Origin of the sequence: Nocardia sienata NBRC 100364 (genome assembly GCF_001613205.1) — a bacterium.
Taxonomy (GTDB): Bacteria; Actinomycetota; Actinomycetes; order Mycobacteriales; family Mycobacteriaceae; genus Nocardia; species Nocardia sienata.
The window spans coordinates 304,263-320,906 of sequence record NZ_BDBX01000003.1; the positions used below are offsets into that span (position 1 = coordinate 304,263).

A 16,644-nucleotide genomic window follows, 5' to 3' on the forward strand; every position below is an offset into this window, starting at 1 on the left:
AGTGGGTGCCTGCCTGCGCCCGTATCGCTGGATCTCAGTCCGACCGATGGTCGGGTTCGCGCTCCGCCGCGTACTTCCGGGCCCAGGTGTAATCGGGTTTACCGCTGGGGGACCGCACGATCGTGTCCGTGATCCATACCGCGCGGGGCACCTTGTACCCGGCGAGGTGGCCGCGGACGTGGGCGCGCAGACCCTCGAGGTCCAGTGTGTCCCCGGTGAGGCTGACGACCACTGCGACCTGCCGGCCCCAGCGTTCGTGCGGCATTCCGATCACGGTGGCGTCGTAGATATCGGCGTGCGCTTTCACCACGCCCTCGACCTCTTCGGCGAACACCTTCTCGCCACCGGTGTTGATCACCATATTGCCGCGGCCGATGAGGCTGATGGTGCCGTCGTCCTCCAGCCGGGCCCGATCGTCGGTGACCACTATCCGCTGCCCGTCCACGACCTTGAACAGTTTCTCGGTGCGCTCCGGGTCCTTGTAGTAGCCGATCGGGACCGCGCCGGTCTTCGCCAGCCAGCCCTCTCCGCCCGGTGCCACCGGACACCCGTCGTCGTCGACGACCACCGCGCCGCGCCCGATCGATACCCGTGGTTTCCGCGCCGGGTCCTCGTCGCGTTGTGCGAAGCCGATACCGCCGAAGCCGGTTTCGGAGGAGCCGATGGAATCGGAGACGAACAGGTTCGGGATCAGGTCCAGCAGTGCGTTCTTTGTCGGCTGGGTGAGCAGGGCGGCGCCCGAGGCGATCATGAACAGCCCCGTGGCGTCGACGGGGTCGGCGCGGTAGGAGTCGATGAGCGGACGGGCCATCGCGTCACCGGTGATCACCATGACCCCGGGCCGTTCGGCGGCCACCGTGCGCCAGACATGGGCGGGATCGAACCGGGGTACGAAGATCACGCAGTTACCGGACCACAGCGCGATGAAGGTCGGCATCATGGCCGCCAGATGCATGAGCGGCGGCAGGATCAGCCAGGTGGAGGGTTCGCCCGCGGCGCCGGTGCGGGACTGCTGGTATTCGTCGGTGACGGGCTCGTTGCTGTAGAAATCGATCCCGCCGCCGAGGACCCGCCACATGTCCTCCTGCCGCCACAGCACGCCCTTGGGCATACCGGTGGTGCCGCCGGTGTACATGACGAACAGATCGTCGGCGGTGCGCGGTACCTCCGGTCGGGTGGTGGGTGCCGCCGCGGTGACCTCGGCCAGGCAGTCGACATCGGGGTCGGCCGGGGTGCGGTCGTCGGCCGCGCACAGCAGATATTTCAGCCGTGGCGACCGCTGCGCCGCGGCCCGTACCGCATCCCCGTAACAGGCGTGATACACCAGATATTCGAGGTCTGCGTTGTCGTAGAGGTAGGCGAGTTCCTCGGGGCCGTACCGGAAGTTGATGTTGACCGGTACGGCGGCCAGTTTGAAGCAGGCGATGAGCGTCTGCATGGTGTCGATACCGTTGTGCATCTGGAACCCGATATGCGTGCCGCGGGTGACCCCCTGGGCCGCGAGGTGATGGGCGAGCTGGTTGGCGCGTTCGTCCAGCTCACGGTAGGTGACGCGCCGACCCTCCTCGATCAGCGCGATCCGGTCGGGCATGGCGTCGACCGAATGTTCGAACAGGTCGGCGAAGTTATTGGCCATATCAGTCCTGCGGTGGGCCGGGCACTGGGTGCCGGGAGGGGTCAGACAACGGTGAGAGGGAGTGGGATACCGCGGTCGGTGAATCGGAAATCGACGCCCGTGCTGAAGCGGGTGATCGCCACCTCCGGCGCTTCGGCGAACGGTTCGTCGGCGCGTGAGATCTCGGCGGTCCAGCCGTCGGGTCCCTCGTCGACGACCCGGCTCCGCAGATGCGGGTCGACCCCACGGACCAGCGCGTCCAGCGGGCCGAGACACCCGGGTTCGACCATCGACAGCCAGCCGCGGTCGGTGAGCGCGCCGCTGCCGCCGGGGAAACGGATCCGCAGGACACCGATGCCGGGCTCGACTTCGACATCGGTGTAGTGCCGCGGATTCAGCGCCGGATGGACGCGCAGCACTTGGGCGAGCGCATCCAGATCGGTGCCCAGCCCGAGGCATGCCCGGATCCGTTCCGCGGCCACCCCGGCGATTCCGGTGAACTGTTTGCGCCCGATCTCGAGTGCGGCATCGTCATCGGTGCGTTCGTGCACCGCGATCATGAACCCGAGTACCAGCAGATGCTGTTGCAGGCACACCTCCTCGGCGATCCGGACCAGGGCCGAATGCGAGAAGTCGGCGAACCGCAGATCGCTGAGCAGCGGCCCGCTGTAGTCGGCGCGGCCCTCGTCGCCCGGGTCGATATCGGCCAGCGGTAACCGCGCGGCCACCGACTCCTCTACCAGCGGCGCATTGCGTGGCACCTCCGGCGGGGTGTGCGATTCGTCGATGATCACCGTCCACGCGCACATGGGATGCCGGTCGGCGGGGACCCGGGGTGGGCGGTGGATGGGCCGCACCTGGGCGTACTTGTTGGTGGCCAGTGCCGTGGCGTCGAAGGTGGGGTCCTCGATGTCGTGGCACATGGCCGTCACATAGTCGGGGCCCAACGGTTCGACATCGACCAGGGCGCCGCAGTGGTCGAGCCAGAACTCGCCGTGGCGGGCGTCGTCGACGCGGAACCGGAAGTCCATGAACTGTGGTGGCGCGCCGATATCGAGCTGTAGTCCCTTGAAGATGGTGACCACGTCGTCGCCGGTGTAACCGAGTGCCCGCTGCATCCGCCGGGTATAGACCGGGCTGGACAGCTGCCATTCCTCGATCGCGACCTGCGCCATTCCCTCCCGGCCGAACGCGGAGATGCAGTGCGCCATCCCGGACCGGTCGATCAGCTGCCCGCACAGCAGCAGTTCGGGCACCAGGACGGCCAGCTGCTCCCGGGTCAGCTCGTGGAACCTGCTGGTGGGTACGGACATCGGGGTCACCAGAGGGAGGCCGGCGCGGTGCCGATCTTGTACCAGCCGGGCAGCCGGCCCGAGGTGGCCTTGGCGATCCGCGCGTTCATCCCGTCCGACATGGCCTTATCGGTCATCATCTCCAGGAACAGCGCGGAGACATTGCCGTAGTCGAAGAAGTCGCGCTGCCACGACCACTGGTAGTCGCCGCCGTAGCGGAACCAGCTGCCACCGATGCCGTTCACCGTGTACTTGCTGCCGTCGGCGCGAGGCGTGGTGTCGTAGACCTGCTTCCAGAAGCCGATCACATCGCCGCTGCGCTCGTCGATGACGAACTGCTGGTAGGGGTACTGCCAGCCCTCCAGGCCCTCCATCTCCTGGCCGAGGGCGAGATCGCGGATCTCGTCGCGGCCGACGGCCATGAATTCGTCTTTGGGGCCGTAGTTCCAGCCGTAGGTGGCGTCGGCGGTGTACATATCGGCGAGCGGCTTCCAGTCGCCGAGCTTCTCACATCGTTCGTTCTCCGCCACCCAGCGGCGCACCATCTCGTCGAGTTCGGCGCGGTCGAAACCTGTCATGGATGTGTCCCTTTCGAAAAGGATTTGTGGGCTGGATCTAGTCGGTAGCGGTGGTCGTCGAGCACGGGTGAGGCAGGTGATCGGTCGACGTGCCGACGCGGAAGTCGAGGCGCGGGCGACGGTGTCGCACCAGCGCGCGTGCGGCCCAGATCCGCTCAGTCGGTGTTGTCCGGCCATGAGCGAGGGCCCTGCGTGGTCACGCTGCGCTACCGCCTCCGGGCCTGACTCGCTCATGGCGTATCGGCGACGAGCAGCAGGGCCTGGGTGGGGCAGTAGCGGACGGCATTGTCGACGTCTGCTTTCAGTTCCGGGCCCGGGTTCGGGTCGAGGATCTCCACCTGGCCGCGTTTGGGTACGGAGAAGACGTCCGGCGCTTCGGCGGCACAGACGGCGTGTCCTTGGCACAGGTCCAGATCGGCCACGATTTTCATGATGTGTGCTCCCTCGGCGTGGAGTGTGCGGGGCGGTTTCCGGGGACGGCGGGGCGTGGCGCTCCCGGGTCGGAACCTGCCCGGTCCGAGAACGAGTTCCTCCCGGGTGATGGGCGATCGGCCCGTCGGGAAGACACATAGCTGGACATGTGTCTGGACGCTACCATCGACAGATGTGCCCGACAACGATTCAGCGATTTTCCCAGAATCGGTGCCGGGGCCGAGACGATTCGCGAATGTCGCGGCACATACTTTCCTGACGGTTTCCCGCAGCGGGAACGAGAACGTGTTCTTGCGTGGCGGCGAGCGTCCGAATTATATTCCGTACACCTGTCCAGACACTTCCGGCGGAGCGGATCCGGCGGAGAAGGAGCAGCCATGAGCGACCCCACCCCCGAGTCCACCGTGCGTGAACGCGGGCTGGCCAAGATGGCGGAGGTCTACGGATGGGAATTCAAGGACGGTCCCGGCGAGCATTTCGCCGTCACCGCCGACCACCTGTTCGCCGATATCTGGTCGCGTCCCGGCCTCACCCTGCGTGATCGCAGGCTGCTGCTGCTCGGGGCGCTCACCGCCCAGGGCCTGTTCGATGTCGCCGGTATCCAGGTCGGCGCCGCCCTGCAGAACGAGGAACTCGACGAAACCCAGCTGCGGGAGATCGCGCTGTTCCTCTGCCACTACGTGGGCTGGCCGGCCGGCACCTCACTGGACCATGTGATCGGCGCCCAGCTCGACCAGCACGCCAAGAAGGCGAAGAAAGCCGCCGACAACGGCCGCTGACGACCACGATCTCCCACCCGCCGGGACGCGCCACGGCCCGCCGGCCCCACCACAGACAAGGCACACGAGTATGCGTTTCGGCATCGTTCTGTTCACCAGTGACCGCGGGATAGCCCCCGCCGCCGCGGCCCGGGCCGCCGAGGACCACGGATTCTCTTCCTTCTACGTCCCCGAACACACCCATATCCCGGTGAAACGCGAAGCCGCGCACCCCCAGACCGGCGACGCGTCGCTGCCCGACGACCGCTATATGCGCACCCTCGACCCGTGGGTCGCGCTCGCCACCGCCGCCGCGGTCACCGAACGGATCGAACTGGCCACCGCGGTCGCGCTGCCGGTCGAACACGATCCGATCACCCTCGCCAAGACCATCGCCTCGCTCGACCATCTCTCCGGCGGCCGGGTCACCCTGGGCGCGGGCTTCGGCTGGAACACCGACGAGCTGGCCGATCACGGCATACCCGGCAACAAACGCCGCACCGCCCTGCGCGAATATTTGGAGGCCATGCGGGCGCTGTGGCGCGAGGACGAGGCCGCCTACGACGGCGACTTCGTGAAGTTCGGGCCCAGCTGGGCCTGGCCCAAGCCGGTCGACCGCACGGTTCCCGTCCTCATCGGCGCGGCCGGTACCGAACGGACCTGCGCCTGGATCGCGAAACACGCCGACGGCTGGATCACCACCCCCGGGGAGAACGATATCTCCGGCAGCCTGGCGACGCTGAAGAAGGCGTGGGCCGACGCCGGTCGCGAGGGTGCGCCGCGGGTGGTGGCCCTGGATTTCAAACCCGACGCCGAACGCCTGGCGTCCTGGGCCGCCGACGGTGTCACCGATGTGCTGTACGGCTTGCCGGACAAAGGGGAACCGGAGGTGCGTGCCTATCTCGAACGGCTGGCTGGCAAACTGCGAAGCATGAATTCGATCACCGAGACCGGCGAGGACAGCTAGTGCGGATAGCCCTGTTGTCCTACCGCAGCAAGCCTCATTGCGGTGGGCAGGGGGTCTACGTGCGCCGCCTCAGCGCCGGACTGGCCGAACTCGGCCACGACGTGGAGGTCTTCTCCGGTCAGCCCTATCCCGCCGACCTGGATCCGCGCGTAACCCTGACCGAGGTGCCCAGCCTGGACCTCTATCGCGACGACGACCCGTTCCGCACGCCGCATCCCCGCGAGATCCGGGACCGAATCGATCTGCTGGAACTGGCCACCATGTGGACCGCCGGCTTCCCGGAACCGCGCACCTTCAGCATGCGCGCCGCCCGGCTGCTGCGGACACGGGTCCACGATTTCGACGTCGTGCACGACAATCAGTGTCTGGGCAGCGGGTTGCTCGATATCGCGAAACGGCTGCCGCTGGTCGCCACCGTGCACCATCCCATCACCAAGGACCGCGAAGTGGACCTGGCGGCGGCCGTCTGGCGGCGCAAACCGCTGGTGCGCCGCTGGTACGGGTTTCTCGGTATGCAGGAGCGTATCGCCCGGCGGATCCCCGACCTGCTCACCGTCTCCTCATCGTCGGCCACCGATATCGCCGACGATTTCGGTGTCGATCCCGGGCAGCTCAATGTTGTGCCACTGGGTGTGGACACCGAACTGTTCGCCCCGCGCGGTCCCCGCGTGCCAGGCCGGATCGTCGCCGTCGCCAGCGCCGACAAACCCCTCAAGGGCATCACGCATCTGCTGCAGGCGCTGACCCGGTTGCGGATCACCCACCGGGTCGAACTGCAGCTGGTGGCGAAACTGGAGCCCAACGGGCCCACCGAGAAGCAGATCGCCGAACTAGGCCTCTCCGATATCGTCACCGTCCGCGCCGGGCTCACCGATACCGAACTCGCCGAGGTTCTGGCGTCGGCGGAGATCGCCTGCATCCCGTCCCTCTACGAGGGATTCTCGCTGCCCGCGGTGGAGGCCATGGCGTCGGGGACCCCGCTGGTGGTCAGCCGCACCGGCGCGCTTCCGGAGGTTGTCGGTGAGCCGGGCGTCTGCGCCGAACTCACCGAGCCCGGCGATTCCGCCGAACTGGCCCGGGTGATCGGGCAGCTGCTGGATTCCCCCCAGACCCGGCAGCGGATGCAGACCGCCGCCCGGAACCGGGCCGTCTCGGTGTTCAGCTGGGAATCGGTGGCCGCACAGACCGTGCAGGTGTACGAGCGGGCCATCGCCCGGCACACCGGATCGGCAGAATTCATCACAGGAGGCGTCTCGTGCTGACCGTCGACTTCGACCGCGCCGGGATCGGTCCGGGTACCCGGGTCATCGATGTGGGCTGCGGTGCCGGCCGGCATTCGTTCGAGGCCTACCGTCGCGGCGCCGATGTCGTGGCCTTCGATCAGGACGCCCCCGAACTCGCCGGCGTCGCGACCATGTTCGAGGCCATGGCCCAGGCCGGGGAAGCGCCCGCCGGAGCGAAGGCCGAAGCCGTCCACGGTGACGCTCTGGACCTGCCCTACGGCGCCGGGGAATTCGATGTCGTCATCGCCTCGGAGATCCTGGAGCACGTCCCCGCCGACGACGCCGCCATCGCCGAACTCGTGCGGGTGCTGCGCCCGGGCGGGCAGCTGGTGGTGACCGTACCGCGGTGGTTGCCCGAGCGGGTGTGCTGGGCGCTGTCGGACGAGTACCACGCCAACGAGGGCGGACATATCCGCATCTACAAGGCGGACGAGCTGCGGGACAAGATCACCGCGCGCGGCCTGCGGCACACCCACCGCACCCATGTGCACGCCCTGCACTCGCCGTACTGGTGGATCAAATGCGCGGTGGGCGTACACAAGACCGAGCATCCGCTGGTGCGCGCCTACCATCGGATGCTGGTGTGGGACATGATGAAACAACCGGCGCTGACCCGGACGGCGGAGCGCCTGCTCGACCCGCTGGTCGGCAAAAGCGTGGCGCTGTACTTCAGCAAGCCGGCGGTGACCCGTGCCGGCGGGTGAACTCCCCTCGGTACCTTCGGTTCTCACCCGCCGCCAGATCCTGCAGACCGCGCAGTCCATCGCCGCCGCGCAGGAACCCGACGGCGCGATCCCGTGGTTCCCCGGCGGGCATACCGACCCCTGGGATCACATCGAATCGGCGATGGCGCTCACCGTCGCGGGGCTGCGCGACGAAGCCGTCTCCGCCTACACCTGGTCGGCGCGCACCCAGCGCCCCGACGGGTCGTGGCCACGGCAGTTCCGCGCCGGCGAGATCGAGGACCCGGCCACCGATGTGAACTTCTGCGCCTATCTCGCCACCGGAGTCTGGCACTACCTCGCGGTCACCGGCGATACCGCGTTCGCGGCCGATCTGTGGCCGGTGGTGGCCGCCGCGATCGACCTGGTCGTCGCGAGCCAGGGCGAGCACGGTGAGATCTATTGGTTGCGCGACGGCGACAAGGTTTTGCCCGAGGCGCTGGTGACCGGCTCGGCGAGTATGTACCACAGCATCGGCGCCGCCCTGGCGCTCGCGCGCCGGCTCGGGGACCCCCGTCCGGAGTGGGAGACCGCCCGCGACCGGCTCGGCAGCGCACTGCGCGACCATCCGCAGGTGTTCACCCGCAAGGACCGGTATTCGATGGACTGGTACTACCCGGTCCTGGGCGGGGCGCTGCGCGGACGCGCCGGGTACGACCGCATCGCCCAACGCTGGGACACCTTCGTGGTCGGCAATATCGGTATCCGCTGTGTCAGCGACCGGCCCTGGGTCACCGGCGCCGAAACCTGTGAACTCGTCCTGTCCCTCGACGCCCTGGGTGACCGCGACCGCGCCCTGCCCCTGCTGGCCAGCATCCAGCATCTGCGGGAGACCGACGGATCCTACTGGACCGGGCTGGTGTACGCGGACGGGAAACGCTGGCCGGTGGAACGCACCACCTGGACCGGCGCCGCGGTGATCCTGGCCGCGGACGCCCTGTCCCGGGCGAGTGCCGGAAACGGGATCTTCCGAGATCTCGCCGCCGACGCCGTCCCGGGGCGGGCGGTGCCCGTGCGGGTCACCGGCTGACGCCCGGGACGACGTCACCGCTCAGAGTTCGGCGAGCTTCGGCACCACCGGGGCGAGTGTGTCCACCCATCCGGCCGGGGAGCCGCCGGGCGGCATGACGATCGCGGTGTGCACGCCGAGTTCGGCGTAACCCGCCATCTGGCGGACGAAGTCGTCGTGGGCGGTCGGGTCCGGGCTGCCCGCCAGGACCGTTTTGCGGATCCGGTCGTAATCGGTGCCCAGATCGTCGCAGTGGCGGCGGAGCACATCGAGTTTGTGCGCGACTTCCTCGGTGCTCGAGGCGAACAGATTGCAGGCGTCGCCGTAGCGGGCCACCAGCCGCAGGGTGCGCTTCTCCCCGCCGCCGCCGATCAGCACGGTCGGCCGGTGCAGCGGCTGCGGCGAACACAGGGTTTCCGCCAGCTGATAGTGCTTGCCCTCGAACGGCCCGTTGTTCTGCGGATCCCACATCTGCGCGCAGATGCGCAGCGTCTCCTCGAGCCGGTCGAACCGTTCCCCGACCGGTGGATACGGCACCCCGAGCCCGTGGTGTTCGCGGTCGAACCAGGCGGCCCCGATACCGAGCGCGGCGCGGCCGCCGGAGAGCACATCGAGGGTGGTGACGATCTTGGCGAGCAGACCGGGGTGCCGGTAGGTCACGCCGGTGACCAGCAGGCCGAGTTCGATCGTGGAGGTGTGCGCGGCCATGTACCCCAGGCTGGTGTAGCCCTCCAGCATGTTCGCCTCGGCGGGCAGCCCGGTCGGTTCGATCTGGAAGAAATGGTCCATGAACGACAGCCAGGTAGCCCCGGCCGCCTCCGCCGCCGCCCCGACGAGTGCCAGTTCACCGGCGATGGCGCCGGTACCGCCGTCGATCTCGAAAATCGGAATGTGCAACCCGAGTTCCATCGGATTCGTCTCCCCTTGCCGTGGTGGATTATCCGTCGAGCACACGCTACGACCTGGAGAGCGCTCCAGGTCAAGCCGTGACGGGCGGGTCGGAAGGATGTATCCGGCCCGATACCGCCGTGTCCAGGTAGGGGCTCCGTCGCGTCGCCCGGTCGCTCGGCCGCCATGGTTTGCGGGTGCGTGGTCGATCATTCGAATCGGCCTGATCTCAACCCCGGTGGCCTTCGCGCGGGTGGCGTAATGACGAGATCGGCCCGGATCCGCGCTGGTCGCGTCCGTCGGTGCCCGGCGAATTGCGCCGGGCTGTCCGGCTGCCGCCCGTCGGCGGGCCCGGATCGTCCAGAAACGCAGCTATCGTCAGCGTTCATGCAGGTCAGCGATACGAACACCGAGCGGGCAGGCGGTACGGCCGGTGTCCGCCGGCTCCGGGCCGACCAGGCCCGGCGCATTGCCGATATCCTCCGCCACCAGATCCACGCCGGCACCCTGGGCGATACCCTGCCCAGCGAGCAGCGGCTGGCCGCCGAGCACGACACCTCTCGCAACACCATCCGCGACGCCCTGGCGCTGCTGCGCGACGAAGGCCTGATCGACCGCGCGCCGCGGCTGGGCACCCGGGTGACCGCCCGCAAGTACGACCACGGGCTGGACGCGCTGCTGGGCCTGCAGGAGACCCTGGAGGGCCACGGCACGGTCCGCAACGAGGTGCGGGCCGGGCAACTGATCACCGCGCCGCCGGCGGTGGCCCGGCGGCTCGGGCTCGCCCCCGGCGAGCAGGTCGTCTACCTGGAGCGGCTGCGGTATCTCGGTGAGCAGCCGCTGAGCCTGGATCTCACCTACCTCGCTCCCGAGATCGGTGTGCGCGTTCTCGACCACGACCTCGCGCACACCGATGTCTTCGTGCTGCTCGAACAGCTCAGCGGCCGGTCCCTGGGTTCGGCCGACCTCACCGTGGAGGCGATACCCGCCGACCGGCACACCGCCGCCACCCTGGACGTCCCCGACGGAGCACCGCTGCTCATGCTCGAACGCCTCACCCGGCTCGACGACGGAACCCCCGTCGACCTGGAATACGTCCGGATGCGCGGTGACCGGATCACGCTGCGCGGCAGCCTGTCCCGCGGCATCCCCGAATGGAAGGTCCTCTAGATGGCATTGGCGAACCAGCGCACCGATATCCCCGTGACCATCGACGAATCCCTGTGTATCGAGGGTTGCACGCTGTGTGTCGAGATCTGCCCGCTCGACTCCCTGGCCATCAACCCCGAGAACGGGAAGGCCTTCATGCACGTCGACGAATGCTGGTACTGCGGGCCCTGCGCCGCCCGCTGTCCCACCGGCGCCGTCACTGTCAACATGCCGTATCTCCTGAGGTAGACCTCTCATGCCCACTCTGAAACGCCTGGCCGTCCTGGCCGCCACCGCGGCACTGGCCCTCACCGGGTGCTCGCTGGAAGAAGCCGCCGCCGGCGATACCGTCACCGTCGTCGTCGGCTACCAGTCCAAAACCATCAACACCGTCACCGCGGGCACCCTGCTGCGCGCCCAGGGATATCTGGAACAGCGGCTGCGGCAGATCACCGAGAACGGCGGCCCCGCCTACAAGGTCGAATGGCAGGACTACGACACCGGCGCCCCGATCACCGCCCAGATGGTGGCCGAGAAGATCGATATCGGCTCCATGGGCGACTATCCGCTGCTGATCAACGGCTCCCGCACCCAGGCCGGCGAACGGTCCCGCACCGAATTCCTGTCCGTCACCGGTTACAACCCCAAGGGCGCGCTGAACATGGTGGTGGTACCGCCGGACTCGCCGCTGACCGGAGTGGGTGAGCTGGCCGGGAAGAAGGTGTCGGCCAGTGTCGGGTCCGCCGGCCACGGCACCCTGGTGCAGGCCCTCACCCGCGCCGGGGTCGATCCGGTGGCCGGTGTGGAGGTGCTGAACCAGCAGCCGCAGGTGGGTGCCTCGGCGTTGGAATCGGGCCAGGTCGCCGCCCTGTCCCAGTTCGTGGCGTGGCCGGGGCTGCTGGTGTTCCAGGACAAGGCGAAACTGCTCTACGACGGCGCCGAACTGAATGTGCCGACCTTCCACGGCGTGGTCGCCCGCGGGCATTACACCGCCGAACATCCCGAGGTGGTGGACGCCTTCCTGCAGGCCCAGCTCGATGCCACGGAATTCCTGTGGCAGCAGCCGCTGGAGGCGGCGCGGATAGTGGCCGAGGATTCGGATCTGCCGCAGGAGGTCGTGTATCTCTACAACGGCCCGGGCGGCACCTCCTTCGACACCACCCTGAAACCGAGTCTGATCTCGGCCTTAAAAGACGATGTGCGGTATCTGAAGTCGATCGGCGATTTCGCCGACCTCGATATCGACGGTTTCGTCGACGACCAGCGGCTGCGCGCGGCGTTCGCCGCCCGCGGCCAGGACTACGAGAAGGCGCTCGCCGACACCGCCAACCAGACCGCCGGTTCCGGTTCCGAACTGTGGCTCGACGGCCAGGACAGCACGCGCCCCGCCGGTAACCCCACCGAGCTGCTGCGCGCCGTCGCGGCCGCCCGCGCCGAGGGGGCGAAGGTCCGTGCCGCCTATATCGTCGACACCGAACTGGGCACCCGCTGGTTCGCGGACAAGGCGGTCTGGCTGCGCGACGGAAACACCTTCCTGCCCTTCACCACCCAGGCAGCCACGCTTCGCCACCGCCAGACCCACCCGACCGCGGTTCCGGTGACCTACGACCAGGCCGTCGCCGAGGTCCGGTCATGACCGCGGCTACCACCCTCGCTCCAGCCCCGCCCGCCGTGGCGCCCGCTCCGGCGCGCCGACCCGGGAGGTCGGTGTGGCCGGACCGGCTGCTGCGGGTCGGTTCCGTGCTGGCCGCGATCCTGCTCTGGCAGGTCCTGACCACCGCCGATATCCGGCTGTGGCTGCGTTTCGACACCCTGCCCTCGGTAACCGAGGTGATCACCGCGTTCGGCCGCCAACTCGGCACCGACGTCTACTATCTGGATCTGGCGCAATCCTTGATCCGCATCCTCACCGGATTCGGTATCGCCACCGTGCTCGGGGTGACCAGCGGTATCGCCCTGGGCCGGTCCCGCCTGTTCGCCGGAATCCTGGGCCCGCTCACCGAGCTGGCCCGGCCCGTCCCGGCCATCGCGGTGGTCCCGATCGCCATCCTGCTGTTCCCCGACGACGAAGCCGGCATCGTGTTCATCACCGGCCTGGCCGCCTATTTCCCGATCATGGTCAGCACCCGCCACGCGGTCCGCGCGCTACCCACCCTGTGGGAGGACTCGGTGCGCACGCTCGGCGGCAACCGGTGGGATGTGCTGCTGCGGGTGGTGTTCCCCGGTGCGCTGCCGGGCATCTTCGGCGGACTGTCGGTCGGGATCGGGGTGGCCTGGATCTGCCTGGTATCCGCGGAGATGATCTCCGGCCGCCTCGGTGTCGGCTACCGCACCTGGCAGGCCTACACCATCGTCGACTATCCGGGTGTCTTCGTCGGGATCGTCACCATCGGCGTCCTCGGGTTCGGCACCTCCGCGGCGATCGAACTGCTCGGCCGCCGGGTCACCCGCTGGCTGCCACGGGGAGAGGAGAACAACCGATGACCACCACCCTCACCACCGAAACCCACGCGTCCGGTACCGGCGCGCCGGGCATGAGCCTGCGGCTCGACGAGATCTCGCTGTCCTACACCGGCTACCCGGTGATCGACCGGCTGTCGCTGGAGGTGCGGCCCGGCGAAATCCTCGTGCTCACCGGCCCCTCGGGGTGCGGGAAGTCCACGGTCCTGCGCGCCCTGGCCGGCCTGCTGCCCCCCGACTCCGGCCGGGTCCTCGCCGACGGCGAACCCGTCACCACCACCTCCCGGGACCGCGCGGTGGTGTTCCAGGACAATGCCCTGCTGCCGTGGCGCAGTGTGCGCGCCAATATCGAACTGGCGCTGCGGCTGCGGGGTGAACCCAAGGCCGGGCGCCGCGCCGCGGCCGACCGCTGGATCGAGGAGGTCGGCCTCACCGGGTTCGCCGATTTCCTGCCCAAGAATCTGTCCGGGGGTATGCGGCAACGCGTCCAACTCGCCCGCGGCCTGGCCGGCGCCCCGCGCGCGGTGATGATGGACGAACCGTTCGGCGCCTTGGACACCCAGACCCGCGCCACCATGCAGCGGCTGCTGATCGAGACCTGGCGAACCCACCCCACAACGATCGTCTTCGTCACCCACGATGTGGATGAGGCGTTGCTGCTCGGCGACCGGATCGCTGTGCTGGGCCGCGCCGGGAAACCACTGCGCGCGCTGATCGATGTTCCGAACCCGCGCGTGGCCGCCGACCGGCAGCCGCAGCGCGACCGACTCGTGGAGGCCCTGTCGTGACCGCACCCACCCTGTTCGCGGCTCCTGATCTCGCCGACACCGTGCGCCTGGACTGCGATGTGCTGGTCATCGGCGGCGGTACGGCCGGCACCATGGCCGCGCTCACCGCCGCCGAACAGGGCGCGAACGTGCTACTGCTGGAAAAAGCGCACGTCCGGCATTCCGGTGCGCTGGCCATGGGCATGGACGGGGTCAACAACGCTGTCATTCCCGGGAAGGCCGAACCGGAGGACTACGTCGCCGAGATCACCCGCGCCAACGACGGCATCGTCGATCAGCGCACGGTATACCAGACCGCGACCCGCGGTTTCGCCATGGTGCAGCGGCTGGAGAAGTACGGCGTCAAATTCGAGAAGGACGAATACGGCGAGTACGCGGTCCGCCGGGTGCACCGGTCGGGCTCGTACGTGCTGCCGATGCCCGAGGGCAAGGATGTGAAGAAGGTCCTCTACCGGGTGCTGCGGCAACGGAAGATGCGGGAGAAGATCCGGATCGAGAACCGGCTGATGCCGGTCCGGGTGCTCACCGACGGCGGCCGCGCGATCGGGGCGGCCGCACTGAACACACGCACCGGTGAATTCGTGACGGTCGGCGCGAAGGCGGTGATCCTCGCGACGGGTCCGTGCGGTCGGCTCGGACTGCCGGCGTCGGGCTACCTGTACGGCACCTACGAGAACCCCACCAACGCCGGTGACGGCTACTCGATGGCCTATCACGCGGGCGCGGAGCTCAGCGGTATCGAATGCTTCCAGATCAATCCGCTGATCAAGGATTACAACGGTCCCGCCTGCGCCTATGTCGCCAACCCGTTCGGCGGCTACCAGGTCAACGCGCGGGGGGAACGGTTCGTGGACTCCGACTACTGGTCGGGCCAGATGATCGCCGAGGTCAAACGGGAGATCGATTCCGCTCGGGGACCCATCTACCTCAAGGTGTCGCATCTGCCCGATGAGACGTTGACCGCGCTCGAAGACATCCTGCACACCACCGAACGCCCCACCCGCGGCACCTTCCACGCCAACCGAGGTCACGACTACCGGACGCACGATATCGAGATGCACATCTCCGAAATCGGTTTGTGCGGTGGACATTCCGCCTCCGGGGTGTGGGTGGACGAGAACGCCCGAACCACGGTGCCCGGCCTGTACGCGGCCGGTGATCTGGCGTGCGTGCCGCACAACTACATGATCGGCGCGTTCGTGTTCGGGGAACTCGCCGGCGCGCATGCCGCCGGCACCCTCGCCGAGACCGCGGCACCCACCGAGCTCCCCGCCGATCAGGTCGCCGCCGCCCACGAACTGGTATACCGGCCGCTGCGGCACCCCGACGGCCCGCCGCAACCGCAGGTGGAATACAAGCTGCGCCGGTTCGTCAACGACTATGTCGCACCGCCGAAAACCGCCGCGAAACTCTCGCTGGCGGTGGAGACCTTCGAGCGGATGCGCGCGGATATCGCCGAGATGGGCGCCCGCACCCCGCACGAACTCATGCGCGCCGCCGAAGTGTCGTTCATCCGTGATTGCGCGGAAATGGCCGCACGCAGTTCGCTGACCCGTACCGAATCCCGGTGGGGCCTCTACCACGAACGCGCCGATCTCCCGGACCGGGACGACGACACGTGGCGTTACCACCTGAACCTGCGCAAAACCGCCGACGGCAATATGGAGTTCCTCAAACGGCCGGTCGCCCCGTATCTGGTCCCCGTGCCCGGGTTGGATGATCTTCCGTCCCAGGGGGAGCCGGTGCCGGTCGAGCAGCCCGAACTCGTCGGGCACCGCCGCGCCCCGAATATCGCGGCCTCCGCGCCCCGTGCCGCGGTACCGGAGCCGGCACCGGTCGCCTCACCCCGGCTGCTCGCGCTGCTGACGCTGGACGCGCCCACCGCCGGGCAACTGGCGCCCTACCTGTCCGATACCGACGAACGTGTCCGGGTCGCCGCGATCGCGGCACTCACCGAGAACACCCCGGACGGATTCACGACGCTGCTGGTCGGCGCCCTCGACGACGCCGCGGCGCCGGTGCGGGCGGCGGCCGCGGCCGCACTTCGCGAACTGGTGGAGGTGCTGCCGTCCATCGACGGTCTCGCCGAACGGCTGGCTTCGCCCGACCCGGTGGTGCGGGCAGTGGTTCTCGACCTGCTGCGGTCTGCTCGGTCCGGTACGGCCACCGACTATCGTGCGGCGCTGGCCGACCCCGATCATCGGGTGCGGATCGCCGCGGTGCGGGCGCTGGTCTCCCTCGACGAGTACGACGCACTGGCCGTCGCGGCCGCCGACGGCAACCGCGAGGTGCGGATCGCGGCCGCCCAAGGGCTGGCCACCATCGGTATCGGTGGCGCGGACACCGTCCGCGGGCTGGTCGCCGACCGTGACCCGCTGGTCCGGGCGGCGGCGCTGGCCGCGTTCGCCGATATCGGTGCCACCGAATCCGATATCGCGGCCTGTGCCGCGGCGCTGCGGGACACCGCCTGGCAGGTGCGGGTGGGCGCGGCGAAGGGCCTCGCCGGTGGCGAACCCGGCCCGGCCGTCACCGAATTGGCCGCCGCGCTCACCGACCCCCATCTGGATGTGCGCAAGGCCGCGGTCCTCACGCTGACCGCGTGGCCGGGTCACGAACGGGCCCTGGAACTGCTCCGGCAGGCCGTCGGCGATCCGGACGCCGACGTCCGCGCCTACGCCCGTCGCGCCGTGACGAACTGACCGC

General features: G+C 68.8%; 17 protein-coding genes. 12 read left to right on the forward strand and 5 right to left on the reverse strand.

Going from position 1 to position 16,644, the window contains the following annotated elements:
- Window positions 1-34: 34 nt before the first annotated feature.
- The 4 genes from NS4_RS02505 to NS4_RS02520 form a co-directional block, all read right to left on the reverse strand.
- Window positions 35-1,636 carry an acyl-CoA synthetase gene (locus NS4_RS02505; RefSeq protein WP_063057796.1) on the reverse strand — a complete coding sequence of 534 codons (1,602 nt, stop codon included), beginning with the start codon at window positions 1,634-1,636 and terminating at the stop codon, window positions 35-37.
- A gap of 41 nt (window positions 1,637-1,677) precedes the next feature.
- On the reverse strand, window positions 1,678-2,928 hold the full coding sequence (locus tag NS4_RS02510; protein ID WP_063057931.1) for a hypothetical protein: 1,251 nt from the start codon (window positions 2,926-2,928) through the stop codon (window positions 1,678-1,680).
- Window positions 2,929-2,933: 5 nt separating this feature from the next.
- Window positions 2,934-3,485, reverse strand: a complete 552-nt coding sequence (locus tag NS4_RS02515) for a nuclear transport factor 2-like protein (RefSeq protein ID WP_063057797.1) — start codon at window positions 3,483-3,485, stop codon at window positions 2,934-2,936.
- 230 nt (window positions 3,486-3,715) lie between these two features.
- Window positions 3,716-3,916 (reverse strand): ferredoxin, encoded by a 201-nt coding sequence (locus NS4_RS02520; RefSeq protein WP_039825088.1) that lies wholly within the window; start codon window positions 3,914-3,916, stop codon window positions 3,716-3,718.
- A gap of 175 nt (window positions 3,917-4,091) precedes the next feature.
- Here NS4_RS02520 and NS4_RS31975 point away from each other — a divergent pair, with 175 nt between their 5' ends.
- The 6 genes from NS4_RS31975 to NS4_RS02545 all read left to right on the forward strand — a co-directional run bounded on the left by NS4_RS31975 (window position 4,092) and on the right by NS4_RS02545 (window position 8,677).
- Entirely contained in the window at window positions 4,092-4,298 is a 207-nt protein-coding gene (locus NS4_RS31975; protein WP_157105852.1) for a hypothetical protein, read from the forward strand.
- Complete coding sequence (locus NS4_RS02525) at window positions 4,295-4,696, forward strand: carboxymuconolactone decarboxylase family protein (RefSeq protein WP_063057798.1); 402 nt, start codon at window positions 4,295-4,297, stop codon at window positions 4,694-4,696. Before NS4_RS31975 ends, NS4_RS02525 begins: the two co-directional genes overlap by 4 nt.
- A 70-nt stretch (window positions 4,697-4,766) precedes the next feature.
- On the forward strand, window positions 4,767-5,642 hold the full coding sequence (locus NS4_RS02530) for an LLM class F420-dependent oxidoreductase (RefSeq protein WP_063057799.1): 876 nt from the start codon (window positions 4,767-4,769) through the stop codon (window positions 5,640-5,642).
- Complete coding sequence (locus tag NS4_RS02535) at window positions 5,642-6,904, forward strand: glycosyltransferase family 4 protein (protein WP_063057800.1); 1,263 nt, start codon at window positions 5,642-5,644, stop codon at window positions 6,902-6,904. Before NS4_RS02530 ends, NS4_RS02535 begins: the two co-directional genes overlap by 1 nt.
- On the forward strand, window positions 6,898-7,629 hold the full coding sequence (locus NS4_RS02540) for a class I SAM-dependent methyltransferase (RefSeq protein WP_039824572.1): 732 nt from the start codon (window positions 6,898-6,900) through the stop codon (window positions 7,627-7,629). The genes NS4_RS02535 and NS4_RS02540 overlap by 7 nt, the downstream gene beginning before the upstream one ends.
- Complete coding sequence (locus NS4_RS02545; protein ID WP_063057801.1) at window positions 7,616-8,677, forward strand: glucosidase family protein; 1,062 nt, start codon at window positions 7,616-7,618, stop codon at window positions 8,675-8,677. Before NS4_RS02540 ends, NS4_RS02545 begins: the two co-directional genes overlap by 14 nt.
- 21 nt (window positions 8,678-8,698) lie before the next feature.
- Here the strand turns inward: NS4_RS02545 and NS4_RS02550 are convergent, their stop codons facing one another.
- Window positions 8,699-9,565 carry an LLM class F420-dependent oxidoreductase gene (locus tag NS4_RS02550; protein ID WP_063057802.1) on the reverse strand — a complete coding sequence of 289 codons (867 nt, stop codon included), beginning with the start codon at window positions 9,563-9,565 and terminating at the stop codon, window positions 8,699-8,701.
- 366 nt (window positions 9,566-9,931) lie between these two features.
- On the opposite strand from NS4_RS02550, the gene NS4_RS02555 reads away from it, so the two are divergent.
- Genes NS4_RS02555 through NS4_RS02580 form a run of 6 tightly spaced genes read left to right on the forward strand, consistent with a single transcriptional unit; the run spans window position 9,932 to window position 16,640 of the window.
- Window positions 9,932-10,714 carry a GntR family transcriptional regulator gene (locus NS4_RS02555; protein ID WP_063057803.1) on the forward strand — a complete coding sequence of 261 codons (783 nt, stop codon included), beginning with the start codon at window positions 9,932-9,934 and terminating at the stop codon, window positions 10,712-10,714.
- Window positions 10,715-10,942 (forward strand): 4Fe-4S dicluster domain-containing protein, encoded by a 228-nt coding sequence (locus NS4_RS02560; protein WP_063057804.1) that lies wholly within the window; start codon window positions 10,715-10,717, stop codon window positions 10,940-10,942. It abuts the gene before it with no gap.
- A gap of 7 nt (window positions 10,943-10,949) precedes the next feature.
- A complete protein-coding gene (locus NS4_RS02565; protein WP_063057805.1) occupies window positions 10,950-12,329 on the forward strand; it encodes an ABC transporter substrate-binding protein in 1,380 nt (459 codons plus the stop codon).
- Entirely contained in the window at window positions 12,326-13,177 is an 852-nt protein-coding gene (locus NS4_RS02570; protein WP_063057806.1) for an ABC transporter permease, read from the forward strand. The genes NS4_RS02565 and NS4_RS02570 overlap by 4 nt, the downstream gene beginning before the upstream one ends.
- The gene (locus tag NS4_RS02575; RefSeq protein WP_063057807.1) at window positions 13,174-13,941 is read left to right on the forward strand and encodes an ABC transporter ATP-binding protein; all 768 of its coding nucleotides are present in this window, start codon (window positions 13,174-13,176) and stop codon (window positions 13,939-13,941) included. Before NS4_RS02570 ends, NS4_RS02575 begins: the two co-directional genes overlap by 4 nt.
- Window positions 13,938-16,640 (forward strand): fumarate reductase/succinate dehydrogenase flavoprotein subunit, encoded by a 2,703-nt coding sequence (locus NS4_RS02580; protein ID WP_063057808.1) that lies wholly within the window; start codon window positions 13,938-13,940, stop codon window positions 16,638-16,640. The genes NS4_RS02575 and NS4_RS02580 overlap by 4 nt, the downstream gene beginning before the upstream one ends.
- Window positions 16,641-16,644: the final 4 nt, after the last annotated feature.

Coding starts and splice junctions, on each gene's coding strand:
- NS4_RS02550 (WP_063057802.1), bottom strand. CDS start 9,565: ATGGAACTCGGGTTGCACATTCCGATTTTCGAGATCGACGGCGGTACC.
- NS4_RS02510 (WP_063057931.1), bottom strand. CDS start 2,928: ATGTCCGTACCCACCAGCAGGTTCCACGAGCTGACCCGGGAGCAGCTG.
- NS4_RS02560 (WP_063057804.1), top strand. CDS start 10,715: ATGGCATTGGCGAACCAGCGCACCGATATCCCCGTGACCATCGACGAA.
- NS4_RS02505 (WP_063057796.1), bottom strand. CDS start 1,636: ATGGCCAATAACTTCGCCGACCTGTTCGAACATTCGGTCGACGCCATG.
- NS4_RS02520 (WP_039825088.1), bottom strand. CDS start 3,916: ATGAAAATCGTGGCCGATCTGGACCTGTGCCAAGGACACGCCGTCTGT.
- NS4_RS02530 (WP_063057799.1), top strand. CDS start 4,767: ATGCGTTTCGGCATCGTTCTGTTCACCAGTGACCGCGGGATAGCCCCC.
- NS4_RS02575 (WP_063057807.1), top strand. CDS start 13,174: ATGACCACCACCCTCACCACCGAAACCCACGCGTCCGGTACCGGCGCG.
- NS4_RS02570 (WP_063057806.1), top strand. CDS start 12,326: ATGACCGCGGCTACCACCCTCGCTCCAGCCCCGCCCGCCGTGGCGCCC.
- NS4_RS02565 (WP_063057805.1), top strand. CDS start 10,950: ATGCCCACTCTGAAACGCCTGGCCGTCCTGGCCGCCACCGCGGCACTG.
- NS4_RS02525 (WP_063057798.1), top strand. CDS start 4,295: ATGAGCGACCCCACCCCCGAGTCCACCGTGCGTGAACGCGGGCTGGCC.
- NS4_RS02555 (WP_063057803.1), top strand. CDS start 9,932: ATGCAGGTCAGCGATACGAACACCGAGCGGGCAGGCGGTACGGCCGGT.
- NS4_RS02515 (WP_063057797.1), bottom strand. CDS start 3,485: ATGACAGGTTTCGACCGCGCCGAACTCGACGAGATGGTGCGCCGCTGG.